Below are 26,202 nucleotides of genomic sequence, written 5' to 3'. Positions count from 1 at the left end.
TGAACACCTCTCCAGTGTCGCACACGTCACGGATACCGTGTGGCCCATGACGACTCCGCCGACCACGTGGCCGACCTCGTGCCAGGGGCACTCGACGGTCGTCTTCGACGAGAGTCTGGCCGACTACGACTTCGGCCCGACTCACCCGATGGCGCCGATCCGGGTGGACCTGACGATGCGCTTGGCCGGCGAGCTCGGCGTACTCGACCATCTGAAGGTCGTCGAGGCGCCGATGGGCACCCCGGAGCAGCTCCTCACCATCCACGACGAGAGCTACATCGAGGCGGTCATCAAGGCCGGCCGAAGCGGCGAGTCGGACCTCGCCCACGGCCTCGGCACCGAGGACGACCCGGTCTTCGCGCACATCCACGACGCCAGCGCCCACATCGTCGGCGCGAGCATCGAGGCCTGCCGCCAGGTCTACTCCGGCGAGAGTCTGCACAGCGCCAACATCATGGGCGGCCTGCACCACGCGATGCGCGGGCGCGCTGCCGGGTTCTGCATCTACAACGACGTCGCCGCCGGCATCCAGTGGCTCCTCGACCAGGGCGTGAAGAAGGTCGCGTACGTCGACGTGGACGTGCACCACGGGGACGGTGTGGAGCGGGCCTTCTGGAACGACCCGCGCGTCCTGACGATCTCGATCCACGAGACCGGCCAGCTGCTCTTCCCCGGCACCGGCTTCGCCGAGGAGATCGGCGGACCCGAAGCCGAGGGCACCGCGGCCAACGTCGCGCTGCCGCCCGGCACGGCCGACCACGGCTGGCTGCGTGCCTTCCACGCCGTCGTGCCCGACCTGGTCCGTGAGTTCCAGCCGGAGATCCTGGTGACCCAGCAGGGCTGCGACTCGCACACCGACGACCCCCTCGCCGACCTGGCGCTGAGCGTGGACGGCCAGCGGGCGGCGTACGTCGCGCTCCACGAGCTCGCGCACGAGGTGTGCGCGGGCAAGTGGGTGGCGTTCGGCGGAGGTGGGTACGCGGTCGTCGACGTCGTGCCACGCGCATGGACGCACCTTCTTGCGCTAGTGTCGGGGAATCCCTTGGAGCCGACGCTCGACGTGCCAGGTGGCTGGCGCGAGCACGTGCAGACGCGCCTCGGGAGGGTCGCGCCGTTGCGCATGACGGACGGACGTGAACCGGCCTACCGCGACTGGGGGAGCGGATACGACCCCGGCACGTGGCTGGACCGGCAGGTCCACGCGACTCGCACAGCGGTGTTCCCGCTGCACGGGCTCGACCCGATGCCGTAGCCCGGTCACCTAGTTTCGGGACGGTCTAGAAACCGCAGTTCGTCGCGCCCAAATGCAACTCGACACGCCGGTGGTATGTGAGATTCTCAAGGGTGTCCCCTTCCCCATCTGTCACATCAGGCCCTATTCTCACTTTGGGATCGCGTTTTTGGACCAGAGGTGGGGAAGCCGCTGGCGTCGCGATCACTCGAGAGAGAACGGTGGAAGCAGATGGTTACTCCTTCTGGAGACATCTCTGACAGCAAGTTCCTGACCGTTGCCGAGGTTGCGTCGATGATGCGCGTATCCAAGATGACGGTCTACCGGTTGGTTCATTCGGGCGAGCTGCCTGCGGTGCGTGTCGGTCGTTCCTTCCGGGTTCGGGAGGACGACGCGAACGAATACCTCAAGAGCTCGTTCTACAACGCGGGCTAGTTGTCGGACCCCGCGCCCGGGCACGTAGGGCGCGGGGGCAACACCGGTCGCATCGGGTCACCGATTCTCTCTGGGTGCCCTGGCTTCGTTAGTCTTACCCCCTAGGTCTGTTTGCCGCGCGCTGCGGTGAGTGGCCGCGTCGGCACCGGGCCGGCATTCTCTGCAACGATCGTGAAGGGTTCCCCGTGGGTTCTGTCATCAAGAAGCGTCGCAAGCGCATGGCGAAGAAGAAGCACCGCAAGCTGCTCAAGAAGACTCGCGTCCAGCGCCGCAAGCTCGGCAAGTGACGTACGTGGCGTAGGTGGCGGAACGCTCTGGACCCGGTCGGGTCCTCCTGGTCACCGGGGTCTCGCGTGACCTCGGGCGCCGTTTTGCGCGCGCTGCCGCCCGCCACCCGAACGTCGAGCGAGTGATCGGCGTCGATGTCGCACCGCCTCGCGGCGACATCGGCAAAGTCGGATTCGTCCGAGCCGACATCCGCAACCCGGTGATCGCCAAGGTGATCGCCAAGGAGGAGGTCGACACCGTCGTCCACCTCAGCGTCATCGCGACCCCCGGCACCACCGGGGGTCGTTCGACGATGAAGGAGCTCAACGTCATCGGGACGATGCAGCTCCTCGCGGCTTGCCAGACCGCGCCGTCCCTGCGCCAGGTCGTGGTGAAGTCGACGACCCAGGTCTACGGGGCGAGCAGCCGCGACCCGGCGATGTTCACCGAGTCGATGGAGCCGCGGCGCACCCCGTCCTCTGGCTATGCCCGCGACGTGGCCGACATCGAGTCCTACGTACGCGGCTTCGCCCGTCGTCGCCCGGACATCGCCGTCACGGTCCTGCGCTGCGCCAACGTCCTCGGCCCGAGCGTGGTCAGCCCGATCGCCGCCCACTTCCGGCGAGCGGTCGTACCCAACGTGCTCGGCTTCGACCCGCGCCTTCAGTTTCTTCACGAGCAGGACCTCTACGGCGTCCTCGAACATGCCGTACGCACCGGGGTCCCCGGGACGTTCAACGTCGCCGGCGACGGGGTGCTGACCCATGCACAGGTCGCGAGACGGCTGCAGCGGGTCACCGTGCCCATCCCCGAGCCCCTGTTCGGCCTGGCGAGGTTCGGCGGCGGCGAGTATCCCGCCGAGCTGAAGGCGCTGCTGACCTACGGTCGCGGCGTCGACACCACGCGGATGCGCTCCCTGCTGGGCTTCGAACCTCGATACACGACCGAAGACACGGTCGTAGACTTTGCGGACAGCGTGATGCCGTCCGTGAACCGTGCCGACCGTGCGCTGGCCGCCTTGGAGAGCCGACTGACAGGAGCGCCCGGTGACTGAGTCCGCCGCCCAGGGTTTAACCGGCACCACGGCGCGTGAGCGCCACCCGCTGCGGGCGATCCCGGCGGCCGACTGGGCCGCGGCTCTGGAGATCGCTGCCAAAGAGGTCTTCGGAGCCGAGTGGGAGGAGCAGCTCGCTCGGTTCATCGTGTTCCTGCGCCGCCGGATCTCGGGCGAATACTCCGTCGACGAATACGGCTTCGACCGCGAGCTCACCCAACGCTTCATGCTGGCCGTGCTGCGGCCGATCAAGGAGAAGTGGTTCCGTGTCGAGGTCCGCGGCATCGAGAACATCCCGACCGACGGCGGCGCCCTGATCGTCTCCAATCACTCCGGCACCATCCCGATGGACGGCCTGATGACGATGGTCTCGATCCACGACGAGCTCGGGCGTGACCTGCGCCCGCTCGGGGCCGACCTCGTCTTCCGGATGCCGATCGTCGGCAACATCGCCCGCAAGGCGGGCGCGACGCTGGCCTGCAGCGAGGACGCCGAGCGGATGCTGCGCAACGGCGAGCTGGTCGGCGTCTGGCCCGAGGGCTTCAAAGGCATCGGCAAGCCCTACAGCGAGCGTTACAAGCTCCAGCGCTTCGGGCGCGGCGGCTTCGTCTCCTCCGCGCTGCGCACCGGCGTCCCGATCGTGCCGCTCTCCGTCGTCGGAGCCGAGGAGATCTATCCGCTGGTCGGCAACATCCCGGCCCTCGCCAAGGTCATCGGCGTTCCCTATCTGCCGATCACGCCGTTCTTCCCGCTGCTCGGGCCGCTGGGTCTCATCCCGCTCCCGTCGAAGTGGCTGATCGAGTTCGGCGAGCCGATCCGCACCGATGCGTACGACGCCGCCGAGGCCGACGACCCGATGCTGGTCTTCAACGTCACCGACCAGGTGCGTGAGACGATCCAGCAGACCCTCTACCGCCTGCTGGGCGAGCGCGCCTCCGTCTTCGGCTGACCCAACCCACCCCAGCCGAGGCGTCACCCCCGTCGGCCGAGACGTCACTCGCGTCGACCGAGGCGGCACACGCGTGCCCACTCGGCCGACGGCAGTGACGCCTCGGCGTGGTGCTTTACGGGGTGAGGAGACCGGTCGCGCCGGCGAGCACGTCGCCGACCAGGCCGGTGACGCCGGTGACCAGACCGGTGACGGGGTCCGTCACGGTCTCGGGGTCGGTGTCCGGGTCCTCGGAGGGGTCGCCGTCTGAGGGGGTGCTGGGGCTCGGCAGGATGCTGCCGTCCTCCTCCGGTTCCTCGGAGGGCTTCGCTGGGTCGTCCTGAGTGCCCTTGGGGTCGGTCACCGAGCCGGGACCGATCTTGTCGGGGTCGATGGAGGGCAGGTCGAGGGCGTTGTCGTCCTGGGTGAGCGGCGGCAGCGCCTCGGCCTCGACGACGGTGTCGGCCGGAAGCAGCCCGTCGATGTCGGAGGTGAGGCTGGAGACCAGCGTCGCGGGAAGCTCGGTGATGCCACCCTCGCAGGTGGGGCAGAGCTGGGCGGCGGCCTGGTCGATCAGCACGAGGGTCTGCGCGGCGTCGGAGACGGCCGGCTCGGCCCGCTCGGGCACCTTCGGGCTCAGCTCGGCCAGCTCCTCGACGCCATCGGCAGCGAACGTACGCAGCTGGGCGAGCGAGTCGTTGTCCTGGGACTGCTCGAAGTCGCTGATCAGCAGGTCGGAGCCGTGGGCGGCCTGTCGCGAGAAGGTCTCGAGCGTCGTGGTGACCCGCTCGGAGTCGGTCATCGGCGCGTCAGCGACGAGCGACTTGGCCTCGCGCAGGCGGGTGCCGGCGTCCTCGAGGATCCGGATGCCGCGGGCCTGGGTGCTGACGGTGAAGCCGGCCGAGACGTTCTCCACGGCGCGCTTGACCGGGTAGAGCGAGTCACCGGGCAGGGCGGTCTGGGACGCGGCCGCGGCACCCGCGGTGCCGCCGACGATCGCCATCGCGGCGAGGGCGACGGCCAGATTGCGCTGCCGGCGCGGCCTGCGCACGGGACCGACGGTGAGCTTGCGCTCGACGGTCTTCTCGGTGCGGGGCGCGGGCACGAGCTCGGTGTCGGCCGCCGCCATCAGGCGCTCGCGAAGGGAGACGGAGAAGTCGCGACTGGGGACGGCTGAGTCGCTGAGAGTGGAGAGCGACGAAGCGAAGACTGCCAGATCACGAAGCTCGTCGGCAGACTGCGAGGCACGCCGATCCGTCGCGGCAGTGGCCGCGACCATTCGGTCGAACTCGTCGGCACGCTTTCGCGCCGGGAATGCCGGGCTCATCGGGGGGTTCCTACTCGGTGTCGGCTGTCAGGGATTCGTCGAAACAGCTGCGCACAAGGCGCTGCCATGTCGGACAACGAGTCGCCCCGGCCGCGGGTTACGGCAACCGGTCGAGCATTCAAGGTGGTGCGGAACACAGTCATCAGCGGATCCCGTCAGGCATCTGCTTGGCGAGATTGCGGATCCCGCGCAGCTGGAGCTGTTTCACGGCTCCGTCGCTGCGCCCGAGGATAGCGGCTGTCTCCGCGATCGACAGCCCTTGGAGGAAACGCATGATGATGCAGTCGCGCTGTTCGTCGGGGAGCTTGGAGAGAGCGCCGAGCAGCATCTCGTTGGTGACCCCGGCCATCACGATCTTCTCGGGCCCGTCCGAGGAGGAGTCGTGCTGACCCATGTCCTCGGTGGTCATCTCCAGGCGCGTACGTCCCGCCTTGAAGTGGTCCGTGGCCAGGTTGCGCGCGATGGTCATCAGCCAGGCGCCGAAGTCCTTGCCCTGCCAGCGGAAGCCGGTCATCGAGCGGAGCGCCCGGAAGAACGTCTCCGAGGTCAGGTCCTCGGCGACCTGGGTGGAGCGGGTCCGGTAGAAGAGGAAGCGGTAGACCGCACCGTTGTAGTGGTCGTAGAGGAGGCCGAACGCCTCCTTGTCGCCCTTGCGGGCGAGCTCGACCAGCGCGATCAGCCGGGTGCGGTCGGCCTCGCTCTCCTCCGAGGAGGCGGCGAGCTCGGTGTCGTCGTCCGGCTCGTTGTCGGAGCGGGGCGTGGACTCGTGGGTGCCACCCGAGCCGCGACGCTCGGGCTCGGCGAGCGGACCGGACGCACCGGCCACCCCGGCGTAGGCGGGTTCGTAGCCCTCGTTCATCAAGAGCTCGACCGCAGCGCGCAGCGCATCCAAGCGACGATGGACGTCATTGGCGCGGCGCGACATGTGGGTCCCTCCCGAAGACTCCCCCTGAGCGAGCCCAACCTTACGGGTTAGGGCATCCCGATGTCAGGTCCCGAGCCGAAGTTGCGTCGGCGTGTGGTGGCATTTTCCCGACAAGGCAGCGAATACCCGGCACTGCATACAGGTCGCCAACGCTGTGATCACTCGCGCCGTCCGCGGAGCGCGATCGCCACCGCGATCGCCCCGGTGGCCGCACCGCCCAGCGCCGCGGTGACCACGCCGGCCCGGGCCGCCTTGCGCCCGGTGCGGTAGTCACGGATCGGCCAGCCCTTCTCGCGCGCGTGGGCGCGCAGGCGCGCGTCCGGGTTGATCGCACACGGATGACCGACCAGCGAGAGCATCGGCAGGTCGTTGTAGGAGTCCGAGTAGGCGGCACAGCGGGAGAGGTCGAGGTCCTCCCGGGCGGCGATCGCCTTGACCGCCTCCGCCTTGGCCGGCCCGTGGAGCATCTCCCCGACCAGCTCGCCGGTGTAGACGCCGTCCTCGGTGGCCGCCACCGTCCCGAGGGCGCCGGTGAGGCCGAGCCGCCGGGCGATGACCCGGGCGGCCTCGACGGGCGCCGCGGTCACCAGCCATACCCGCTGACCCTGGTCGATATGGGTCTGCGCCAGCGCCCGGGTGCCGGGCCAGATCCGGTGGGCCATGCCCTCCTCGAAGATCTCCTCCATCAGGCTCTCGACCTCCTCGGCGCGATGACCGCGGATGAACGACAGGGCCGAGGAGCGCGCCGACTCCATGTGGGCCGGGTCCTCGACCCCGGCCACCCGGAAATAGGCCTGCTTGTACGCTGCCGAGGCGATGTCCCGGGTCCGGAAGAACTTGCGCCGGTGCAGGCCGCGGGCCAGATGGAAGATCGTCGCGCCCTGCATGATCGTGTTGTCCACGTCGAAGAACGCTGCCGCCGTCGGGTCCCCGGTCGTCGGATAGAGCCAGGCCTCGATCTCCGCGGCCGCGGCCGATGCCTCGCCGGCGAGAGCCGAGCGGCGTTTGAGGTCTTTTCGCCGCAGTTCGGCACGGCGGCGGTCGCTGGCGCTGCTCATTTCGCCAACAGTAGTGGTCCGGACGCCGTGAAGGGGCCCAGGTGTCAAGATGGTCGGATGGAACCCCGTGTGACCTTTTACTCCCGTCAGGGCTGCCATCTGTGCGACGAGGCTCGGCTGGTCCTCGAGAAGGTGGTCGGGGACGACTACACCGAGGTCGACATCGACGCCGACGAGGAGCTGCGCGAGCGATTCACGAACGAGGTCCCGGTGACGTACGTCGACGGGAAGCAGCACGACTTCTGGCGCGTCTCCGAGGAGCGGCTGAGGGCAGCGCTGGCGCGCTCCCCAGAATAACTGTCGATCGGCCCATTACCCTGAACAACCCCCCTCTGACAACTCCGCAAACACGTGTGCTAGCCGACGGTCTGCGAGTTTGTTCTCGCGGTCACAAACTCCGTATGGTGGCTGAGCCGCAGGGCGATCCCGGGCTAAAAAGCCCCCGTCTGTGGCGCCGGCATTGAAAGAGCAGAGCGTGACGGCACGGAGTACGAATACGGGCGAGGGCAGCGGTGCCCAGGACCCCCACCGGGACATCCCCGAGGCGACAGTCGCCCGGCTTCCGGTCTACCTCCGGGCGCTGACCTCGCTCGCCGAGCGCAACATCGCGTCCTGCTCCTCCGAGGAGCTCGCGACCGCCGCCGGGGTGAACTCGGCCAAGCTGCGCAAGGACCTCTCGTACCTGGGCTCCTACGGCACTCGCGGGGTCGGCTACGACGTCGACTACCTGAGCTACCAGATCGCCCGCGAGATCGGCGTGACCCATGACTGGCCGGTCATCATCGTCGGTATCGGAAACCTGGGTCAGGCGCTCGCCAACTTCTCCGGCTTCAGCAGCCGAGGCTTCCGCACCGTCGCGCTCCTGGACGCGGCCGAGCCGATGCAGGGCCGGACGGTCGCCGGGCTCGAGGTCCGGCCGTTCGCCGACCTGGCCGAGATCGTCGCGGCCGAGCAGGTCTCCATCGGAGTCATCTCGGTGCCGGCGACCGCGGCCCAGGACGTCGCCGACGCGATGGTCGCGGCCGGCATCAGCAGCATCCTCAACTTCGCGCCCGCCGTTCTGAACGTGCCGCCGGGTGTCGACGTACGCAAGGTCGACCTCTCGATCGAGCTGCAGATCCTGGCGTATCACGAGTCACGCAAGGCTGCAGAAGCCGATGGGACGGTGGACAATGGTTCCGAGGAAGGGATCAGGGCATGAGTGTCCTTGTTGTCGGCATCTCGCATAACTCCGCGCCGGTCTCGCTGCTCGAGGCGGCCGCGGTGGACTCGGACGGCCTGCAAAAGCTCCTCACCGACGTGGCTGGTTGTGAACACGTCAGCGAGGCAGCAGTCATCGCGACCTGCAACCGGCTCGAGATCTACACCGAGGTCGAGCGCTTCCACGGCTCCGTCGAGGAGCTGTCCCGCCGCATCATCGAGGGCGCCGGTCAGACGCTCGAGACGATGCTGCCGCATCTCTACGTCCACTACGACGACGGCGCCGTCTCCCACCTGTTCAAGGTGGCCGCCGGGCTCGACTCGATGGCCGTCGGCGAGGGCCAGATCCTCGGGCAGGCCCGTGCGGCCCTGCAGCTCGGCCAGGAGATGGGCACGGTCGGACCGGCGCTCAACAGCCTGTTCCAGCAGGCGCTGCGGGTCGGCAAGCGCTCGCGCGCGGAGACCGACATCGACCAGGCCGCCCCGTCGCTGGTGACCGCCTCGCTGAGCCGCGCCGCGCGAGCCGTGGGTGACGTACGCGGCAAGCGGGTCGCCGTCGTCGGCGCCGGTGCGATGGCCGGGCTGGCCACCGCGACCGTCTCCCGGCTGGGAGCCGCTGACGTCGTCGTGGTCAACCGCACCACGGCCAACGCCGAGCGCCTCGCCAACGAGTACTCCGCGCGCTCCGCCGCCCTCGACGAGCTGGCCGCGGAGGTCGCGGCCGCTGACATCGTGATCACCTGCGCGGGCGCCAGCGGGCTGCTCGTCCCGGCGGACATGGTCGGTGACCGCAGCAGCCACCCGATCGCGCTGATCGACCTGGCCCTGCCCCACGACATCGACCCCGCCGCGGGGTCGCTCCCCGGGGCCACCCTGATCGACCTGGCCGCTCTCGCCGACGAGCTGCACGCCTCGCCCGCCGGCAAGGAGGTGCTCGCCGTCCGCGACATCGTCACCCAGGAGGTCGCGGCGTTCCTGAGCGCTCGTCGCCAGTCCGCGGTGACCCCGACGGTGGTCGCGCTGCGGAGCATGGCCACCGGTGTCGTGGCCGCCGAGATGGAACGCCTCGACAACAAGCTGCCCGGCCTCGACGAGGTGACTCGTGCCGAGGTCCTCCGGACCGTACGCCGCGTGGCCGACAAGCTGCTCCACGAACCGACCGTCCGGGTCAAGGAGCTCGCCAACGAGACCGGTGCGGTGTCCTACGCCGCTGCGCTCGCCGAGCTCTTCGCGCTCGACCCCGAGGCCGTCTCCGCGGTGACCCGGGCCGACGTCCCAGGAGACCACTCATGAGAACTCTTCGCCTCGGCACCCGCCGTTCCCAGCTCGCCGTGACCCAGTCGACCCTCGTCGCGGAGATGCTCCGCGCCCAGGGCCACATCGTCGAGATGGTCGAGATCGTCTCCGACGGCGACCGCACCCAGGCGGCGAACACCCCGCTGACCAGCGCGAACTCGACGGGCGTCTTCGTCAGCGCGCTGCGCGACGCGCTCCACGCCAAGGAGATCGACCTCGCGGTCCACTCCCTCAAGGACCTGCCGACCTATCCCGAGGACGGCATCGAGCTGCTCGCGATCCTGCCGCGCGAGGACCCGCGCGACGTGATCGTGGCCCGCGACGGCCTGACCCTCGGTGAGCTCCCGCCGGGCTCGCGGGTCGGCACCGGTTCGCCGCGACGCGTCGCCCAGATCAAGGCCCTCGGCCTCGGCCTGGAGCTGGCCGGCATCCGCGGCAACGTGGACACTCGCATCGGCAAGGTCCGCTCGGGCGAGTTCGACGCCGTCGTGCTCGCGCGCGCCGGCCTGGCCCGCATCGACCGGCTCGACGAGGTCACCGAGATCCTCGACCCGATCCAGGTGCTGCCCGCTCCTGGTCAGGGAGCCCTGGCGGTCGAGTGCCGCGCGGGCGACGCCGATGCCGACGTACGCAAGATTCTGGCTTCCCTCGACGACTCGCCCACCCGAGCGGCCGTCGAGGCGGAACGCGCGGTGCTCGCCACCCTCGAAGGTGGCTGTGCCGCGCCCATCGGGACCCTCGCCGACGTGGTTGAGGGTGAGGAAGGACCAGAGCTGTGGGTGCGGGCAGTTGCGCTCTCACTCGATGGCTCGCTCTCGATCCGACTCTCCGCATCCGGGCCGCTCGACGACGCCGCAGGCGTCGGACGCCGGCTCGCCGAGGAGATGCTCGCCGAGGGTGCAGCAGACCTGACCGACGATCCCACCACTGACCCCGGCCAGGCTGTCATGGACACGGGCGGTTCCCCCCAGACCGCTCCCGAGCAGGACAAGGTGCACAACGCATGACCCGAGCAAAGACCACCGAGCAGACGGCCGAGCACAGCTCGGCCACCCCACTGGGCTGGGTGTCCTTCGTCGGCAGCGGTCCTGGTGACCCTGAGCTGCTGACGGTACGGGCGATCGACCTGTTGAAGCAGGCCGATGTTGTCGTGACCGAGGCCCCCGAGCACGCATCACTGGTGCGCGGCGTACTCGGCATCCCCGAGCCGGTCGAGCCGGCCGAGGGTGAAGAGACCCCAGAACCGGTCGGACCCGAGTTCATCGACGGCGGATTCGGCACCGACGGCCAGCCCCTGGCCAACGCCGCCCGTGCCAAGGCCGTCGTCAAGCAGGCGAAGCTGGGCAAGCGCGTCGTGCGCCTGATGACCGGCGACCCCTTCCTCTACGCCTCCGGCCCCGAGGAGGCGCAGTCCTGCGCCAAGGCGGGCATCGGCTTCGAGATCGTCCCCGGCGTCTCGTCGGTGTCGGCCGTCCCGGCCTACGCCGGCATCCCGCTGACGACCAAGGACCACCAAGAGGTCGCGGTCGTGACCTGCAACGAGAAGATCGACTGGAGCCAGTACGCGGACAACCGCACGCTCGTCCTCCTCTCCGGTGTCGGCATGATCGGCGACATCGCCAAGGAGCTCGTCGCCGCGGGCCGCCCGGCCAAGACCCCGGTCGCGATCACCCGCGTCGGCACCACGACCGAGCAGTCGACGGTAGAGTCGACGCTGGAGAACATCGCCGTCGACGCCCGTGCCGCACGGATGGCGCCGCCGGCCATCGTGGTGATCGGCAAGGTGGTCAACTTGCGTGAGACGCTCTCGTGGTTCGAGACGAAGCCGCTCTTCGGCTGGCGCGTGCTCGTGCCCCGCACCAAGGAGCAGGCGCCTGCGCTGTCGCTGAAGCTGAAGGGCTTCGGCGCCGTGCCCGAGGAGGTCCCGACGATCTCCGTCGAGCCGCCGCGCAACCCGCAGCAGATGGACAAGGCCGTACGCGGTCTGGTCGAGGGCCGCTACAACTGGATCGCCTTCACCTCGATCAACGCGGTGCGCGCCGTACGCGAGAAGTTCGACGAGTACGGCCTGGACTGCCGCGCCTTCTCCGGTCTGAAGATCGCCGCCGTCGGCGAGAAGACCGGCCAGGCGCTCGAGGCCTGGGGCCTGCGCCCCGACCTGGTGCCGAACACCGACAACCAGTCGGCCGCCGGCCTGCTCGAGGTGTGGCCGGAGTACGACGAGGACCTCGACCCGATCAACCGGGTCTTCCTCCCGCGTGCCGACATCGCCACCGAGAACCTCATCGCCGGCCTGGTCGACCTCGGCTGGGAGTGCGACGACGTGACCGCCTACCGCACCGTCCGGGCGGCCCCGCCGCCCGCGCCGACCCGCGACGCGATCAAGACGGGCAAGTTCGACGCGGTGGTCTTCACCTCCTCGTCCACGGTCCGCAACCTGGTCGGTATCGCGGGCAAGCCGCACACCTCCACGGTGATCGCGGCGATCGGTCCGGCCACCGCCAAGACCGCCGAGGAGCACGGCCTGCGGGTCGACGTGATGTCGCCCGAGCCGTCGATCGAGGCGCTCACCGAGGCGCTCGCCGCCTTCGGCGCCGCGCGTCGTGCGTCGCTGGTCGAGCAGGGTCTGCCGGTCACCAAGCCGTCCGACCGGCGCCCCGCCTCGCGTCGCCGTTCGCGTACGTCCTGATCCGACGGTTCCACTTCCGACAGCCGCGTGCTCCCGAGTATGGGTGCACGCGGCTGTTGCACTACCGTGGAACGTACCCATTCACGATGGAGTGCAGATGAGCATCGAGAAGCCCGTGATCCGTCCCCGCCGGCTGCGCCGCACGCCGATCATGCGGCGGATGGTCGCGGAGACGGCCGTACGCCCCGCCAACCTGATCCTGCCCGCGTTCGTGCGGGAGGGGATCGGTGAACCCGTCCCGATCTCGACGATGCCCGGCGTCGTCCAGCACAGCCGGGAGTCGCTGCGGAAGGCGGCGGCCGAGGCTGCGTCCGCCGGCATCGGCGGCATCATGCTCTTCGGTGTCCCGGAGACGAAGGACGCCGTGGGCTCGGGAGCGCTCGACCCCGACGGCATCCTCAACGTGGCCATCGCCGACGTCGTCTCCGAGGTGGGCGACGCGCTCACTGTGATGAGCGACCTGTGCCTGGACGAGTTCACCGATCACGGTCACTGCGGTGTGCTCGCCGAGGACGGCTCCGTCGACAACGACGCCACCCTCGAGATCTACGCCCAGATGGCGATCGCACACGCCGAGGCCGGCGTCCACATGGTCGGCCCGTCCGGGATGATGGACGGGCAGGTCGCGGTGACCCGCGCCGCGCTCGACGGCGCCGGCCACACCGACGTCTCGATCCTCGCCTACTCCGCGAAGTACGCCTCGGCCTTCTACGGCCCGTTCCGCGAGGCGGTCGACTCCGCGCTCAAGGGCGACCGGCGCACCTACCAGCAGGATCCCGCCAACGGGCTGGAGGGCGTCCGCGAGGCGCTCCTTGACGTCGCTGAGGGTGCCGATATCGTGATGGTCAAGCCCGGGCTCCCGTATCTCGACGTCCTGCAGCGAGTGCGTGAGTCTGTCGATGTTCCGGTGGCTGCGTACAACATCTCAGGGGAGTACTCGATGTTGGAAGCCGCTGCCGCGAACGGCTGGATCGACCGCGAACCGGCGATCCTGGAGACACTCACCGCCTTCAAGAGGGCGGGCGCGGACGTCATTCTGACCTACTGGGCCACCGAAGCGGCTGGCTGGCTGCGAGGCTGACGTTCTCGTCGGATCAGCCGCTCAGCTCTGTGACGTGGAACATATCCTGAGAGTAGACTGCAGCCCGTGACCAATCGAGAGTTGGCCAGCCCCAAGCGCACCGGTCGGCCGCGCAACAGTGGACGTGATTCGGCGAACCCGCGGGAAGAGATCCTCAAAGAGGCATCCAGGCTTTTCACCGCTCAAGGGGTCGCGGCGACGACGATCAGCCAGATCGCCGAGTGCGTCGGACTGCGCCAGTCCTCGATGTACTACTACTACAAGTCCAAGGAGGAGATCCTCTCCGCCTTGATGGAGAAGAACCGCGAGTCGCTCACCCTCGCGGAGAAGCTTCTCGAGGAGGACGGTCCGGTCGCTCCGCGGCTCTACGCCTTCCTCTACACCGACGTCCGTCAGCTGTGCACCGCCCCGCTCGACTTCTACGAGCTGGAGGTGGCCGCGCTCGCGCAGCCGCAGGTCTTCGCGGGCTTCGAGGAGGACGGCGACAAGCTCCGCGACGCGGCCGCCCAGCTCCTCGCGCTGGGCGTCGACAGCGGTGAGCTGCGTCAGACCGACCCGGCCGCGACCGCGCTGATGCTGCTCTCGCTCAACGAAGGTGCCCAGCACCGGCTCTGGCACGGCCGGCGCGACGAGGAGAAGGCCTCTGCAAACTCTGCTGCCCTGGCCGAGTCGGTCGCCGACTACCACCTCAGCTCCCTGCTCGCAGACGCGTCCTCCCTGGCCGCGGTCCGCGAGGCCGGCCGGGCCTTCGTCACCGAGTACGAGGACGACGAGCCCGCCGCCTGAGCGCCCTGGACATGCGAAGGGCCCCGCCGGATGGCGGGGCCCTTCGCATATGGCTCGGGACTACTTGACGAGTCCGAGCAGCCTCAGCAGGCCTGTCAGGATGCCGCCGACCGCATCGGTGGCCTCGGTCAGGGTCTTCCCCTGCAGCTGTGCCACGCAGTCGGCGATCGTGCTCTGCGGGACGGTGCGGGCGAGAACGGAGCCGAGCTGGTCGACCACCGCGTTGGTGCAGACCGTGGTGAGCTCGCCGACGGTCGCGACCACCTTCTCGACCGGCTTGGTCACCGGCTCCAGCACCTTCCCCGGGTCGGTGGTGGCGCCGCCGTCGTCACCGCCGCCGCCACCGGTGCCGCCGCCGGTGCTCCCACCAGGAGTCTCTCCGGAAGGAGCCTCGCTGGACGGGTTGGACGGAGCCTGCGAGGAGCCGCCGCGCGGGCCGGCCTGCTGGCCGCCTGCGCGGAGCTCGTGGCCCTTCTGCTTCGAAGACTTGGGAGCCTCCATCCGCGGGATCGCGTAGTCGACCGGGATCGTGCTGTTCGGGATCGAGGTGAAGTCACCGGAGCGGTAGGCCTCGGCGACACCGAGCACCGTCGTGACGTACGACTGGCTGTGGTTGTAGCGGAAGACCGCTGCCCGCGCGCCCTGGTCGGTGGAGAGGTCGTCGTCGCCGGAGCAGAGGTAGACGGCGCTCGCGAGGGCGGCGTCGTTGATGTCCTGCGGGTTGCGCTTGCCGTCACCGTCGGCGTCCACGCCGACCATCGCCCAGGTGGAGGGGATGAACTGCATCGGACCGACCGCGCGGTCGTAGCTGGTGTCACCGTCGTACTGTCCACCGTCGGTGTCGGTGATCTGGGAGACGTTGCCCTTGCCGTTGAGCGGCACCCCGTAGATGCCGGGGGTGGAGACGCCCTCGGCGCTGAGACGGTTGTCGTTGGCGCGACCGTGGTTGGACTCGACCCGCCCGATCGCGGCGATCAGCGGCCAGTCGATCTTGCAGGCGGCGTCGGCGGCGTTGATGACCGTGGCCGCTCGCTGATAGGCGGCGAGCGCGGCGGACGGGATGCCGGCAGTGCTGGCCGTCCCCGGCAGCGACTTGTCGCCCTCGTTGGTCGAGGCCGACACGCTGGCCGGCGCCTCGATCGCCTCGGTCGGGACCGATGTCCCGTCGGGCAGGCTGAACGCGTCGTCATACCTGGTCCCTGATGCGGTGGCACTCGACTGCGTCAGACCGGTGACATTGACCGTCCAGGCCGCGCTCAACAGCGCGAGCGGAACGAGCGCCGTCGCCTTCTGAAGGCGGTTGTAGCGCGTAGCGGACATCGAATCTCCCTCTCAATCCCCGAGATGGAACGCCCCGGGTCTTGCTCCCCATATCGCAAGGCTTACAACGAACCGTCTCACGTCAAAGTTACGCGCGTCACGTTTTACTGACACATTGCGTTCCAGTTAACGAGACGCTGATGAGACGCAGGTTGTCGTGGTCTGTGACGCTGAATCCCGAAACTTGTTTATCTAACGACTGTAGATTATCAGCCGGATCTGCATGTGAACAGTGTCACGTTGGATGACGGAGCAGGTCCTTCGCGTCGGGAGTCGCCACGCCATGTCGGTAACCGTAGTGCCACAGGTCTGGAACGGGATGGCCAAACGAGGGAAACACGTAACGACGTTGCGTAGATTCCGTGCGCTGCGCCGGCCCCCTGGACCGGACCGCCGCCCTTCGCATCCCCCGGAGTCAGGAGTTCCCCCATGCGTCCCGCGTCGTCGCTCCTTGTTGCTGGTCTCGGCGCTCTGCTGGCGGCCGGATCCCTGGCCCCGGGAGCCGCGCTGGCCGCACCCGTCGACGCCGTGCCGCTCGCGCCGGTCGTGTCGAGCCTCGACTTCCCCGAATGCGGGTCCGTCGAGACGCCCACGGTCTGTCCCCACACCGGCAACCACGTCGGCGAGACCGGAACCTTCGAGCTGAAGGCCGCCGCGGGGGACGTCGATGTGGACGCCTACCGATGGGCGATCCTGGGTGCGACCGGCGACGAGCCCTCGGGCCTGAGCGAGCCCGTCGCGACAGTGGCCGGAAGGCCGCGATCCATCGAGCTCACCTCGGCGGAGAGCGGTGTACGAAGGCTGAGCGTCCAAGCCCGGGACAGGGCTGGCCAGTGGGGCTCCTTCGCGAGCTATGACTTCTTCGTGCCGCGCAACGAGCCCCTGGTGGAGTGGTCCTTCAACGACGCCAGCGCTCCTGGTGCCAACACAGGCGCGGACCCTGAATCCGGCGAGCTGGACCTCGGAGGTGCCGGGACCTCGCTGCTCGGACGCGACGACGTCGGGCTGCGGTTCGACGCTGGGGCGCCTGCGACCGCGACGACCGCCGGGATCTCGACCGCCGGGATCTCGACCGCCGATGACTTCACCGTCGCGCTGTGGGCGCACGTCGAGGCGGCCGAGTCCATGACCCTGGTCTCCGCCGTGTCCCCCGAAGGCGATGCGCTCGAGATCGGGTACGACGCGGAGACCGCCAGCTGGGTCGCCGGCCGCCGTTCCGCGACGGATGCCGAGCTCGCCTCGGCGCCCGGCATCCGGGGCGCATGGACGCACCTCGCGGTCACCTATCGGGCGGCTGCCGACGAGCTCACGCTCTGGGTCGACGGTGTGGCTCGATCGAGCGTGGCCTACACCGCGGACGCGTGGGACAGCACCGACTGGAGGTTGGGTTGCGGCAGTGCGTCCCTCGCCGCGGCCGGCTGCGCCACCGCGACGGTCGACGAGGTCGGGATCTGGGACAACGCGGCCTCCGGGGCCGTGATCGCCGAGCGCGTGTCGTTGGAGACCAACGAGGGGTATGCGACCAGCATGGCCGCGGAGTGGAACCTCGGGGTCGGCACCGACACGGTCGAGTCCGGCGTACTGACCGATCGTTCGTACGGTGCCCAGCTCAGCGTCGAGGGCGCTGGTGACCAGTACCTCCCGGGTGCCGTCCTGGCATTGCCGGGCGCGCCCGAACAGAGCATCACGTCGGAGCACCCGGTGACCGACTCGGCTGTGTCGTTCTCGGTCGCCGCATCCGTTCGGCTCACCGACCCGACGCGGTCGGGCGTGATCGCTCAACAGGCAGGTGAGGACGCCGCCGCGTGGACGCTCGGCTATCGCGTCAAGAGTGATGGGTCCGGCGGGCAGTTCTACTTCCGCATGGCCGAGAGTGATCACGCCGACGCCGAGGTCGCGGAGGTGCGTGCCGACGTCTGGGTGCCTGACGACGTCAACGTCGTGATCGGCGTCTACAACGCCGAGGACCGGCAGATCGAGATCTATCGCAACGGGTTTCCCCCGGAGTTCGGTGACGGCAGTGCCGAGGGCGAGATGCCGGAGGCGTCGTTCACGACGCCGTGGACCGCGCGCGGTGGTTTCGAGGTCGGGAACGGGACGACGACCACCGGCCTCGGAGGCCCGGCCGCCCCGCTCGCCGGCGAACTCGGCGGCGTGTGGCAGTACGCCGGTCCGCTCAGCATCAACGACATCTCCAACGCCGATCCGGGTCTGCCTCCAGGGGCTGCTGGCGCCAACGAGTGAGGCCGAAAGTGGGGATCCGGGGTGGTCTCGGCGAGAATGGCGCCGTGCCTACCGATGTTCCCACCCTGTCCGCAGCGGCATCCGAAGCGCTCTTCGCCCGCGCGAAGGCCGTGACGCCGGGCGGAGTGAACTCGCCCGTGCGCGCCTTCAACGCGGTGGGCGGGACGCCGCGTTTCATCCGGGAGGCGAAGGGGGCGTGGCTGACCGACGTCGACGGGAACGAGTACGTCGACCTGATCTGCTCCTGGGGCCCGATGCTGCTGGGCCATGCCCATCCGGAGGTCCAGGCCGCGGTCCTGGAGGCCGTTGCCCGGGGCACGTCCTACGGGACCCCGACCACTCCCGAGGTCGAGCTCGCCGAGGCGATCGTCGAGCGGGCGCCGGTCGAGAAGGTGCGGTTCGTCAGCAGCGGCACCGAGGCGACGATGTCGGCCATTCGGCTGGCACGAGGGTTCACCGGGCGCGACGTGATCCTCAAGTTCGCCGGCAACTACCACGGCCACGTCGACTCGCTCCTCGCCAGCGCCGGCTCCGGGCTGGTCACGCACGCGATCCCCGGCACCCCGGGCGTGCCCGAGAGCAGCACCGAGCTCACGGTCGTGCTGCCCTACAACGACCGGGCCGCGGTGACCGCCGCCTTCGAGACCTACCAGGGCCGGGTGGCTTGCCTGATCACCGAGGCCTCGCCGGGCAACATGGGCGTCGTCCCGCCGGAGCCCGGGTTCAACGAGTTCCTCGCGACCACCTGCACGGCGAACGGCGCGCTGTTCATCTCCGACGAGGTGATGACCGGGTTCCGGGCCAGCAAGCAGGGGCAGTGGGGCCTGGACGGCAAGCACGAGGGCTGGACGCCCGACCTGGTCACCTTCGGCAAGGTGATGGGTGGCGGCTTCCCGGCGGCGGCCTTCGGCGGCCGCGCCGACGTGATGGGCTCGCTCAGCCCGGACGGGCCGGTCTACCAGGCCGGCACGCTCTCCGGGAACCCGGTGGCGACCACCGCCGGCCTCACCACGCTGCGCCTGGCGACCGACGAGGTCTACGACCACATCACCAAGGCCGCCGACGTCGTGAAGGCCGCCATCGAGGAGAGCTTCACCAAGGTCGGTCTCCCGTACGTCATCCAGTCCACCGGCACGATGTTCTCGGTCTTCTTCACCGACAGGTCGGTGCGCAACTTCGACGAGGCCAAGACCACCGACGAGGCGGCGTACAAGGCGTTCTTCCATGCCATGCTCGATCGGGGCGTCTACCTGCCGCCGAGCGCCTACGAGGCCTGGTTCCTCTCGTCCGCCCACGATGAGCGGGCGATCTCCCAGATCACGGAGGCGATTCCGTACGCCGCCGAGGCTGCTGTAAAGGTGAAGGCATGACGTCCCAGGCACATGGCATCGAGACCACGGTTCACCTGCTGCGCCACGGTGAGGTGCACAACCCGGAGGGCATCCTCTACGGGCGCCGACCCGGGTTCAACCTCTCCGAGCTCGGCCTGCGGATGGCCGAGCGGGTCGCCGACCGGATCGCCGGGCAGGACATCACCCACGTCATCTCCAGCCCGCTCGAGCGCGCCCAGCAGACGGCCGGGCCGTTGGCGAAGGCGCTCGGCGTCGACATCTCGCTCGACGAGCGGGTGCTCGAGTCGGAGAACCTCTTCGTCGGCAAGAGCTTCAAGGACGGCATGGGGCCGCTGAAGGACCCCAAGGTCTGGCCGAAGCTGCTCAACCCGCTCAAGCCGTCGTGGGGTGAGCCCTACCTGGAGATCGTGGCCAGGATGATGGCCGCGATCCACGACGCCCGGGATATGGCCAAGGGCCACGAGGCGGTCATCGTCTCCCATCAGCTGCCGATCTGGACCACCCGGCTCCACATCGAGGGCCGCAGCTTCCTGCACGACCCGCGCCGCCGCCAGTGCGCGCTGTGCTCGCTGACCTCGCTGCACTTCGTCGACGACGAGTTCGTCGCGCTCTCCTACAGCGAGCCGGCCGGCGACATGCTGCCCGCGAAGGACAAGTACGCGCCGTTCTCGGCCGGCGACATGGACGAAGATTAACGGGTCTCTCAGGTTTGTCAGGAAGAGTCCTGCGCGTGCGTAAGAAGTTGGGTGGCCTCCTCCTCACCTTGGTGACGGTGGGGCTGCTGGCCGCGTGTGGGCAGACCGGCACGAACGAAGCGGGCTACATCTCCGGTGACGGCCGCACCCAGGAGATCCCGGTCGCCGATCGCGGGGAGCCGGTCGAGCTCACCGGCGAGACCCTCGAGGGCAAGCCGTTCGACCTGGCCGACACCCGGGGCAAGGTCACGGTGCTCAACGTGTGGTGGACCGGCTGCGCGCCGTGCCGCAAGGAGATGCCGATGCTCCAGGCCGCCTATGAGGAGCTGGGCGACGAGGTCGCCTTCGTGGGGCTCAACACCCGCGACGCCTCGGCCGCCCAGGGGCAAGCGTTCGAGCGGCACTACGGCATCGGCTATCCCTCGGTCTATTCGCCCGACGGGTCCGCAGTCCTCGCCCTCAAGGGCTCCTTGGCGCCCCGCGCCATCCCGGCCACCGCGATCCTCGACACCGAGGGGCGCGTCGCGGCGCTGATCCGCGGCGAGATCCCCTCGGCTCGTACGCTCGACGAGCTCATCACCTCGGCGGGTGAACCGTCGTGACGGACTGGTTCGCGAGCACCGCCGGGAGCGGGTCGCTGATGCTGGCGATCCCGGTCGCGCTGCTGGCCGGGTTCCTCTCGTTCGTCTCGCCGTGCACGCTGCCCATGCTCCCGGGCTACCTCTCCTACGCCACCGGCCTGTCCGGCGCCGACCTCGCGTCCGGTGACGTACGCCGTGGCCGCATGCTCGCCGGGTCGCTGCTCTTCGTCGCCGGATTCTCGGTCGTCTTCGTCCTGATGGGCATCACCGTGGGCGGGATCGCCTACAAGCTGCTCGAGTTCCAGCAGACCGGCACCAAGGTGCTCGGCGTGCTCTCGATCATCATGGGCGTCGCGTTCATGGGCTTCATCCCGCTGCTGCAGCGTGACCTGAAGTTCCACAAGGTGCCGGCCGTCGGGCTGGCCGCGGCGCCGCTGCTCGGCTTCCTCTTCGGGCTCGCCTGGACCCCGTGCACCGGTCCGACGCTCGGTGTCATCGCCGGCCTCGCCTGGGACCAGGGCACCGCCGCCCGCGGCGGCCTGCTGCTCGCGGTCTACGCGCTCGGGCTCGGCATCCCGTTCGTGCTCGTCGCGGTGATGTGGCGCAAGGCGACGGTCGCGCTGACCTGGTTCCGCCGGCACACCCGCGCGATCACGATCATCGGCGGCGTACTGATGATCCTGATCGGCATCGCCATGCTCACCGGTTGGTGGGACAACGGCGTCCAGTGGCTGCAGGTCCAGCTCGTCCAGCGTTGGGAGGGCATCGCGCTGTGAGCACTACCTCGGCTCCCGACCAGGAGAAGAACGAAGGCGTACGGCGCCCGGGCGAGCTGAACGCCCGCGAGCTGGCACGCTGGGGCTGGCGTCAGCTGACCTCGATGCGTACGGCACTGATCCTGCTGCTGCTGCTCGCGCTCGCGGCCGTCCCCGGGTCGCTGATCCCGCAGGACGGGGTCGACTCGCTCAAGGCCGACCAGTGGCGCGAGGCGCACACGACGCTGACGCCGATCTACGAGAAGCTCGGGCTCTTCAACGTCTACTCGACGCCGTGGTTCGCCGCGATCTACCTGCTGCTGATGGTCTCCCTGGTCGGCTGCATCATCCCGCGGTGCCTCGTCTACGCGCGGGCCATGCGCGCCCAGCCGCCGGCGACCCCGGCAAAGCTGACCCGGCTGCCCGACTCCACGACGTACGTCACCGACGAGGAGCCCGCCGAGGTGCTCGCCGCGGCGCGCAAGCAGCTCCGCGGCTACCGCATCCGGAAAGACGATGACGGCGAGTCCGTCTCGGCGGAGAAGGGCTATCTGCGCGAGGCCGGCAACCTGATCTTCCACATGTCGCTGATCATCGTGCTGGTCGCGTTCGCGACCGGGAGCCTGTTCGGCTACAAGGGCGGCGTGATCGTGCTGGTGGGGGAGGAGTACGGCTTCGCCAACGAGCTCTCGCAGTACGACGACTTCAAGTCGGGCTCGCTCTTCGCTCCCGAGGATCTCGACGACTTCAGCTTCAAGATCGACGACTTCAAGGCCGAGTGGCTCAGCACCGGCGCGGGCGCCGGGACCGCGCGCGGGTTCAACTCGAAGATCCGCTACACGGCGGGTTCGAGCGACGAGAAGACCTATGACCTCAGGGTCAACCACCCGCTGACCATCGGCAGCACCGACGTCTTCCTGCTCGCCCACGGCTACGCACCGGTGATCACCGTGCGCGACGGCGAGGGCAACGTCGCCTACTCCGGCCCGACGATCTTCCTCCCGCAGAGCCAGAACCTGCTCTCCTTCGGGGTCGTGAAGGCCCCGTACGCCTCGCCCGAGGAGATCGGCTTCCAGGGGCTGTTCTACCCCTTCGAGGGCACGGTCGACGGCGAGCCGGTCAACCTGATGGGCGACATCGGCGACGGTTCGCACGCGATGCTCTCGCTGCAGGGCTTCCGGGGCGACCTCAACCTCGACGCCGGGCCCCAGTCGGTCTACGCGCTCGACACCTCCAAGGCCAACATGATGTCGCCCGACGAGACCGGCAAGGCGTTCAACCTGCGCTTGGGGGAGACGGCCGAGCTCCCCGACGGCCTGGGGTCGGTCTCCTTCGACGACGTCCAGCAGTGGAACCGGGTGCAGATCTCGAAGTCGCCCGGGAAGGAGTGGGCACTCCTCGGCGTCTCGCTCGCCCTGGTCGGTCTGCTCGGGTCGCTCTTCATCCGCTCGCGACGGGTGTGGGTTCGCGCCCGCCGCGTCGATGGGCGCACACTGGTCGAGATCGCCGCTCTCGACCGCTCCGGCGGTGGAGACACCGCTGCCGTCGTCACCGGCCTTGCGGAGACCTTACGAGGCGCGCGAACACAGGAGGAGAAGGATGTCTGACCACACCTGGGGCGTTCTCAGCAACCAGGCCATCACGGCCGCCGGAGTCGTCTACTTCCTGGCGCTGCTCTGCGCGCTGGTCGAGTGGTCGGCCTGGCAGTCGCGCGCCAGGGCCGCGGTCGCGGAGAAGGAGCTCGTCGGCGCCGGTGCGCCGGCCGACGAGGCCGACGCCCCGACGAACCCTGCCGCAGCCGTACGCGAGCAGCGGGCCGCCCTCTTCGGACGCCTCAGCCTGCTGCTGACCGCGATCGCGGTGGCCTGCCACCTGGTCGCGCTGGTCGGCCGTGGGATGGCCGCCGACCCCAACCGGGTGCCGTGGGGCAACATGTACGAGTTCACGATCTCCGGCTCGTTCGTGGTCGCCGCCGCGTACGTCGCTCTCCACCGGCGGCTGAAGCTGTCCTGGATGGCGCCGTGGGTGCTCGGCTTCACGGTCGTGGTGCTGATGCTGGCCGTGGTCGGGCTCTACGAGCCGGTCGCGCCGCTGACCGAGGCGCTCAACTCCTACTGGCTCGTCATCCACGTCATCGCGGCGATCATCGCCACCGGCGGGTTCACGCTGGGCGGCATCGCCTCGGTGACGTACCTCCTCAAGGCGCGCTTCCCCGACGCCGCCCTGCTGGCGCGGGTGCCCGACCTCGACAACCTCGACCGGGTCTCCTACCGGATCCATGCCTTCGCGTTCCCCGTCTGGACCTTCGGGGTGCTGATCTCCGGTCCGATCTGGGCCCACGAGGCCTGGGGCTCCTACTGGAACTGGGACCCCAAGGAGGTCTGGGCGTTCATCACCTGGGTCGTCTACGCCGGCTACCTGCATGCCCGCGCGACCGCCGGGTGGAAGGGCAAGAAGGCCGCGATCGTGGCGCTGATCGGGCTGGCCACGCTGTGGTTCAACTTCATCGGCATCAACTACTTCTCCTCGACCTCGCAGCACTCGTACGCTGCGCCCGCAGCCCCGGCGGTCGTCGAGCTCACCGAGGGAGCCTCACGATGAAAGAGTTCTGGATCTACACCGGCCTGCGGCTGCTGTCGCTGGTCGCCACCTTCGGCATCGTCGCCGGTGTCTGGGCGCTGGTTGCCGGCGAGGTCGACATCTTCCTTGCGGTGATCGTCGCGTTCGTGATCAGCGGCGTGCTGTCCTTCTTCGTGCTCGACCCGCAGCGCCGGGCCTTCGCCGAGAAGGTCGAGGCCCGGGCCGCGAAGGCGGTCGACGCCGCCCGCGCCAAGGAGGATGCCGAGATCGACTCCGAGATCGACTCCGAGGCCGGTTCCGGGACCGACGCTTCCTCGAACGGCGAAGGCGATAGCCACAAGGTGTCCTGACCTGGTAGATAACGGGTCATGTCGATTGTTCACAAGGCCACGCTGACCCCGTCGAAGAACGAGATCTTCGGCGCCTGGCTCGCCACCCAGACGTGGTGCGAGGGTGACCTGGCGAGCATGATCGGCTCCTACCGGTTCGACGATCCGGCCGGAAGGGTCGGGATCGAGTGCGTGCTCCTCGAGGTCGGCGAGTCCGTCGTCCACCTCCCGGTCTCCTACCGGGAGGCGCCTCTCGACGGCGCCGAGGACTTCCTGATGGCGACCACCGAGCACTCGGCGCTGGGCACGCGCTACGTCTACGACGCCTGCGCCGACCCGGTGGCCGTCCGGGCGCTCCTGGCTGCGGCGCTCACCGGTGCGACCCAGGAGCCGATGGACGTCTACGACCAGGGCCGGCTGGTCGAGCGCCGCGATACCGTCGTCACCGCGGTCGGCACCGGCTCGTGGTCCCCTGACGCGGTGCCGCACCTCGACGGTGTCACCATCCGCTCCCACGGCGCCACGCCCCGCGTCGAGGCCGGTGGTTTCACGGTCACGGTGAAGCGCGTCGCCGACGGCTCCGAGGCTGAAGGCGACGAGTCGATCACGGTTGCCTGGCCGGGCGGGTCGGGCGCGCTGGTGGCGGTCACCCACCTCTGATCGCGGTCTCGGGTACGACGGGACGTTTCTGTCCGTTACCCGTCGGTAGACCGACCGGAGCGTCCCGTCGTACCGGCGCGACGGGTTGTCTGTGGATTGCCTGTGCGGGCGGAGATGATCAACGGAGCCTCCCGTAAGTCACGAGTCGGAAACATCGTCGTCCTGCACTTGACGCATTCGGACATGAGGAGGCAGCCTGTCTCGATGTGAGCGTTCACATCTGTGATGTGACTCACCTGGGAACCGGCCCGTGCGCCGGTCTCCGGCACCCCCGACAGCGGCGCGTAGGCCTACCGACGCGGCCGTAGATGAAATGGAGCAGGTAAGTGCGCAAGGTACTCACCACGATCACCGCGGCAGCGCTTGCGCTCGGCCTCGCGGCATGCGGCGGCGACGGCGGCGAGGGCGGCGACAAGGGCACCGTCGGTGTGGCCATGCCGACCAAGTCCTCGGAGCGCTGGATCGCAGACGGCAACAACATCAAGAAGCAGCTCGAGGCCGAGGGCTACAAGGTCGACCTGCAGTACGCCGAGGACGACATCCCGACCCAGGTCTCCCAGGTCGAGAACATGGTCACCAAGGGCGTCGACGTCCTGGTGGTCGCGGCCATCGACGGCACCGCGCTCGGCGAGGTCCTCGAGACCGCCGACTCGCAGGAGATCCCGGTCATCAGCTACGACCGCCTCATCCGCGACACCGAGGCCGTCGACTACTACTCGACCTTCGACAACTTCCAGGTCGGCGTGCAGCAGGCGACCTCGCTCGTCGAGGGCCTGAAGGCCAAGGGCGAGGGCCCCTACAACGTCGAGCTCTTCGGTGGTTCGCCCGACGACAACAACGCCACCTTCTTCTGGGACGGCGCCATGTCGGTGCTCGAGCCGCTGATCAAGTCCGGCGAGATCGTCATCCCCTCCGGTCAGACGGACTTCAAGCAGGCCGCGATCCTGCGCTGGGACCCCGCCACCGCGCAGAAGCGCATGGAGGACATCCTGACCAAGACGTACGCCTCCACGAAGGTCCAGGGCGTGCTCTCGCCCTACGACGGCCTCTCGCTCGGCATCATCGCCGCGCTCAAGGGCAACGGCTACACCACCGCCGACCTCCCGGTCGTGACCGGTCAGGACGCCGAGGTGCAGTCGGTGAAGTCGATCAACGCCGGTGAGCAGTACTCCACGATCTTCAAGGACACCCGCGAGCTCGCCAAGGTGACCGTCGACATGATCGTCGCCGTCGGTGCGGGCGAGGAGCCCGAGGTCAACGACACCGAGACCTACGACAACGGCAAGAAGGTCGTTCCGTCCTACCTCCTCGACCCGGTCGTGGTCACCAAGGACGACGTCACCAAGGTGCTCGTCGACTCCGACTACTACACCGCCGACGAGATCAAGTAGCACCCCCGTACGCGGCGT

The 26,202-nt window shown here is 69.0% G+C and carries 26 protein-coding genes; 22 read left to right on the top strand and 4 right to left on the bottom strand.

Annotated elements, in window-relative coordinates:
- Positions 1-46 precede the first annotated feature (46 nt).
- The 5 genes from BLT25_RS05850 to BLT25_RS05830 all read left to right on the top strand — a co-directional run bounded on the left by BLT25_RS05850 (position 47) and on the right by BLT25_RS05830 (position 3,936).
- Positions 47-1,252: an acetoin utilization protein AcuC gene (locus tag BLT25_RS05850; protein ID WP_091043144.1), complete on the top strand. Its 1,206-nt coding sequence runs from the start codon at positions 47-49 to the stop codon at positions 1,250-1,252.
- Positions 1,253-1,462: 210 nt separating this feature from the next.
- On the top strand, positions 1,463-1,666 hold the full coding sequence (locus BLT25_RS05845) for a helix-turn-helix domain-containing protein (protein WP_008356311.1): 204 nt from the start codon (positions 1,463-1,465) through the stop codon (positions 1,664-1,666).
- A gap of 185 nt (positions 1,667-1,851) precedes the next feature.
- Positions 1,852-1,953, top strand: coding sequence for a 30S ribosomal protein bS22 (locus BLT25_RS05840; RefSeq protein WP_008356322.1), 102 nt, complete (start codon positions 1,852-1,854; stop codon positions 1,951-1,953).
- Positions 1,954-1,967: 14 nt separating this feature from the next.
- The gene (locus tag BLT25_RS05835) at positions 1,968-2,987 is read left to right on the top strand and encodes an NAD-dependent epimerase/dehydratase family protein (protein WP_091043141.1); all 1,020 of its coding nucleotides are present in this window, start codon (positions 1,968-1,970) and stop codon (positions 2,985-2,987) included.
- Complete coding sequence (locus BLT25_RS05830) at positions 2,980-3,936, top strand: lysophospholipid acyltransferase family protein (RefSeq protein ID WP_091043140.1); 957 nt, start codon at positions 2,980-2,982, stop codon at positions 3,934-3,936. The genes BLT25_RS05835 and BLT25_RS05830 overlap by 8 nt, the downstream gene beginning before the upstream one ends.
- 115 nt (positions 3,937-4,051) lie before the next feature.
- Here BLT25_RS05830 and BLT25_RS05825 read toward each other — a convergent pair whose 3' ends face one another.
- The 3 genes from BLT25_RS05825 to BLT25_RS05815 form a co-directional block, all read right to left on the bottom strand.
- Positions 4,052-5,242, bottom strand: a complete 1,191-nt coding sequence (locus tag BLT25_RS05825) for a DUF5667 domain-containing protein (RefSeq protein WP_091043137.1) — start codon at positions 5,240-5,242, stop codon at positions 4,052-4,054.
- Positions 5,243-5,384: 142 nt separating this feature from the next.
- Entirely contained in the window at positions 5,385-6,167 is a 783-nt protein-coding gene (locus BLT25_RS05820) for a sigma-70 family RNA polymerase sigma factor (RefSeq protein WP_091043135.1), read from the bottom strand.
- Positions 6,168-6,325: 158 nt separating this feature from the next.
- Positions 6,326-7,225, bottom strand: a complete 900-nt coding sequence (locus BLT25_RS05815; protein ID WP_091043132.1) for an HAD family hydrolase — start codon at positions 7,223-7,225, stop codon at positions 6,326-6,328.
- Positions 7,226-7,282: 57 nt separating this feature from the next.
- On the opposite strand from BLT25_RS05815, the gene BLT25_RS05810 reads away from it, so the two are divergent.
- From BLT25_RS05810 to BLT25_RS05780, 7 genes are all read left to right on the top strand, one after another.
- Positions 7,283-7,522, top strand: coding sequence for a glutaredoxin family protein (locus BLT25_RS05810; protein ID WP_091043131.1), 240 nt, complete (start codon positions 7,283-7,285; stop codon positions 7,520-7,522).
- A gap of 178 nt (positions 7,523-7,700) precedes the next feature.
- The gene (locus BLT25_RS05805; RefSeq protein WP_091043128.1) at positions 7,701-8,426 is read left to right on the top strand and encodes a redox-sensing transcriptional repressor Rex; all 726 of its coding nucleotides are present in this window, start codon (positions 7,701-7,703) and stop codon (positions 8,424-8,426) included.
- Positions 8,423-9,718, top strand: a complete 1,296-nt coding sequence (locus BLT25_RS05800) for a glutamyl-tRNA reductase (protein ID WP_091043125.1) — start codon at positions 8,423-8,425, stop codon at positions 9,716-9,718. Before BLT25_RS05805 ends, BLT25_RS05800 begins: the two co-directional genes overlap by 4 nt.
- Positions 9,715-10,728 carry a hydroxymethylbilane synthase gene (gene hemC / locus BLT25_RS05795; protein WP_091043123.1) on the top strand — a complete coding sequence of 338 codons (1,014 nt, stop codon included), beginning with the start codon at positions 9,715-9,717 and terminating at the stop codon, positions 10,726-10,728. Before BLT25_RS05800 ends, hemC begins: the two co-directional genes overlap by 4 nt.
- Positions 10,725-12,410, top strand: a complete 1,686-nt coding sequence (locus BLT25_RS05790; protein WP_091043120.1) for a bifunctional uroporphyrinogen-III C-methyltransferase/uroporphyrinogen-III synthase — start codon at positions 10,725-10,727, stop codon at positions 12,408-12,410. The genes hemC and BLT25_RS05790 overlap by 4 nt, the downstream gene beginning before the upstream one ends.
- 97 nt (positions 12,411-12,507) lie before the next feature.
- Positions 12,508-13,491, top strand: coding sequence for a porphobilinogen synthase (hemB, locus tag BLT25_RS05785; RefSeq protein ID WP_091043117.1), 984 nt, complete (start codon positions 12,508-12,510; stop codon positions 13,489-13,491).
- 66 nt (positions 13,492-13,557) lie between these two features.
- The gene (locus tag BLT25_RS05780; protein WP_091043114.1) at positions 13,558-14,277 is read left to right on the top strand and encodes a TetR/AcrR family transcriptional regulator; all 720 of its coding nucleotides are present in this window, start codon (positions 13,558-13,560) and stop codon (positions 14,275-14,277) included.
- 60 nt (positions 14,278-14,337) lie between these two features.
- Here BLT25_RS05780 and BLT25_RS05775 read toward each other — a convergent pair whose 3' ends face one another.
- Positions 14,338-15,597, bottom strand: coding sequence for a lytic transglycosylase domain-containing protein (locus BLT25_RS05775; protein ID WP_256328467.1), 1,260 nt, complete (start codon positions 15,595-15,597; stop codon positions 14,338-14,340).
- 429 nt (positions 15,598-16,026) lie between these two features.
- On the opposite strand from BLT25_RS05775, the gene BLT25_RS05770 reads away from it, so the two are divergent.
- From BLT25_RS05770 to chvE, 10 genes are all read left to right on the top strand, one after another.
- Entirely contained in the window at positions 16,027-17,841 is a 1,815-nt protein-coding gene (locus BLT25_RS05770; protein ID WP_091043112.1) for a LamG-like jellyroll fold domain-containing protein, read from the top strand.
- 44 nt (positions 17,842-17,885) lie between these two features.
- Complete coding sequence (gene hemL / locus BLT25_RS05765) at positions 17,886-19,211, top strand: glutamate-1-semialdehyde 2,1-aminomutase (protein ID WP_091044282.1); 1,326 nt, start codon at positions 17,886-17,888, stop codon at positions 19,209-19,211.
- Positions 19,208-19,888, top strand: coding sequence for a histidine phosphatase family protein (locus tag BLT25_RS05760; protein ID WP_091043109.1), 681 nt, complete (start codon positions 19,208-19,210; stop codon positions 19,886-19,888). Before hemL ends, BLT25_RS05760 begins: the two co-directional genes overlap by 4 nt.
- A gap of 35 nt (positions 19,889-19,923) precedes the next feature.
- Complete coding sequence (locus BLT25_RS05755; protein WP_091043107.1) at positions 19,924-20,490, top strand: TlpA family protein disulfide reductase; 567 nt, start codon at positions 19,924-19,926, stop codon at positions 20,488-20,490.
- Positions 20,487-21,245 (top strand): cytochrome c biogenesis CcdA family protein, encoded by a 759-nt coding sequence (locus tag BLT25_RS05750; protein WP_091043105.1) that lies wholly within the window; start codon positions 20,487-20,489, stop codon positions 21,243-21,245. The genes BLT25_RS05755 and BLT25_RS05750 overlap by 4 nt, the downstream gene beginning before the upstream one ends.
- On the top strand, positions 21,242-22,831 hold the full coding sequence (locus tag BLT25_RS05745; protein ID WP_256328466.1) for a cytochrome c biogenesis protein ResB: 1,590 nt from the start codon (positions 21,242-21,244) through the stop codon (positions 22,829-22,831). The genes BLT25_RS05750 and BLT25_RS05745 overlap by 4 nt, the downstream gene beginning before the upstream one ends.
- The gene (gene ccsB / locus BLT25_RS05740) at positions 22,824-23,825 is read left to right on the top strand and encodes a c-type cytochrome biogenesis protein CcsB (RefSeq protein ID WP_091043099.1); all 1,002 of its coding nucleotides are present in this window, start codon (positions 22,824-22,826) and stop codon (positions 23,823-23,825) included. Before BLT25_RS05745 ends, ccsB begins: the two co-directional genes overlap by 8 nt.
- Entirely contained in the window at positions 23,822-24,154 is a 333-nt protein-coding gene (locus tag BLT25_RS05735) for a DUF4229 domain-containing protein (protein ID WP_091043097.1), read from the top strand. Before ccsB ends, BLT25_RS05735 begins: the two co-directional genes overlap by 4 nt.
- A gap of 18 nt (positions 24,155-24,172) precedes the next feature.
- On the top strand, positions 24,173-24,793 hold the full coding sequence (locus BLT25_RS05730) for a maltokinase N-terminal cap-like domain-containing protein (protein ID WP_091043095.1): 621 nt from the start codon (positions 24,173-24,175) through the stop codon (positions 24,791-24,793).
- 326 nt (positions 24,794-25,119) lie between these two features.
- Complete coding sequence (gene chvE / locus BLT25_RS05725) at positions 25,120-26,184, top strand: multiple monosaccharide ABC transporter substrate-binding protein (RefSeq protein WP_091043092.1); 1,065 nt, start codon at positions 25,120-25,122, stop codon at positions 26,182-26,184.
- Positions 26,185-26,202: the final 18 nt, after the last annotated feature.

The sequence above is a fragment of the Nocardioides sp. YR527 genome, assembly GCF_900101045.1.
Lineage (GTDB): Bacteria > Actinomycetota > Actinomycetes > Propionibacteriales > Nocardioidaceae > Nocardioides.
Note: the sequence above shows the minus strand (reverse complement) of the source record. Positions and strands in the feature narration are given on the sequence as shown.

What these genes read in the sequence shown, in the direction of transcription:
- BLT25_RS05850 (WP_091043144.1), top strand. Translation starts at nt 47, where the DNA reads ATGACGACTCCGCCGACCACGTGGCCGACCTCGTGCCAGGGGCACTCG.
- BLT25_RS05845 (WP_008356311.1), top strand. Translation starts at nt 1,463, where the DNA reads ATGGTTACTCCTTCTGGAGACATCTCTGACAGCAAGTTCCTGACCGTT.
- BLT25_RS05825 (WP_091043137.1), bottom strand. Translation starts at nt 5,242, where the DNA reads ATGAGCCCGGCATTCCCGGCGCGAAAGCGTGCCGACGAGTTCGACCGA.
- BLT25_RS05820 (WP_091043135.1), bottom strand. Translation starts at nt 6,167, where the DNA reads ATGTCGCGCCGCGCCAATGACGTCCATCGTCGCTTGGATGCGCTGCGC.
- BLT25_RS05815 (WP_091043132.1), bottom strand. Translation starts at nt 7,225, where the DNA reads ATGAGCAGCGCCAGCGACCGCCGCCGTGCCGAACTGCGGCGAAAAGAC.
- BLT25_RS05810 (WP_091043131.1), top strand. Translation starts at nt 7,283, where the DNA reads ATGGAACCCCGTGTGACCTTTTACTCCCGTCAGGGCTGCCATCTGTGC.
- BLT25_RS05800 (WP_091043125.1), top strand. Translation starts at nt 8,423, where the DNA reads ATGAGTGTCCTTGTTGTCGGCATCTCGCATAACTCCGCGCCGGTCTCG.
- hemC (WP_091043123.1), top strand. Translation starts at nt 9,715, where the DNA reads ATGAGAACTCTTCGCCTCGGCACCCGCCGTTCCCAGCTCGCCGTGACC.
- BLT25_RS05790 (WP_091043120.1), top strand. Translation starts at nt 10,725, where the DNA reads ATGACCCGAGCAAAGACCACCGAGCAGACGGCCGAGCACAGCTCGGCC.
- hemB (WP_091043117.1), top strand. Translation starts at nt 12,508, where the DNA reads ATGAGCATCGAGAAGCCCGTGATCCGTCCCCGCCGGCTGCGCCGCACG.
- BLT25_RS05775 (WP_256328467.1), bottom strand. Translation starts at nt 15,597, where the DNA reads ATGTCCGCTACGCGCTACAACCGCCTTCAGAAGGCGACGGCGCTCGTT.
- BLT25_RS05770 (WP_091043112.1), top strand. Translation starts at nt 16,027, where the DNA reads ATGCGTCCCGCGTCGTCGCTCCTTGTTGCTGGTCTCGGCGCTCTGCTG.
- BLT25_RS05760 (WP_091043109.1), top strand. Translation starts at nt 19,208, where the DNA reads ATGACGTCCCAGGCACATGGCATCGAGACCACGGTTCACCTGCTGCGC.
- ccsB (WP_091043099.1), top strand. Translation starts at nt 22,824, where the DNA reads ATGTCTGACCACACCTGGGGCGTTCTCAGCAACCAGGCCATCACGGCC.
- BLT25_RS05735 (WP_091043097.1), top strand. Translation starts at nt 23,822, where the DNA reads ATGAAAGAGTTCTGGATCTACACCGGCCTGCGGCTGCTGTCGCTGGTC.
- BLT25_RS05730 (WP_091043095.1), top strand. Translation starts at nt 24,173, where the DNA reads ATGTCGATTGTTCACAAGGCCACGCTGACCCCGTCGAAGAACGAGATC.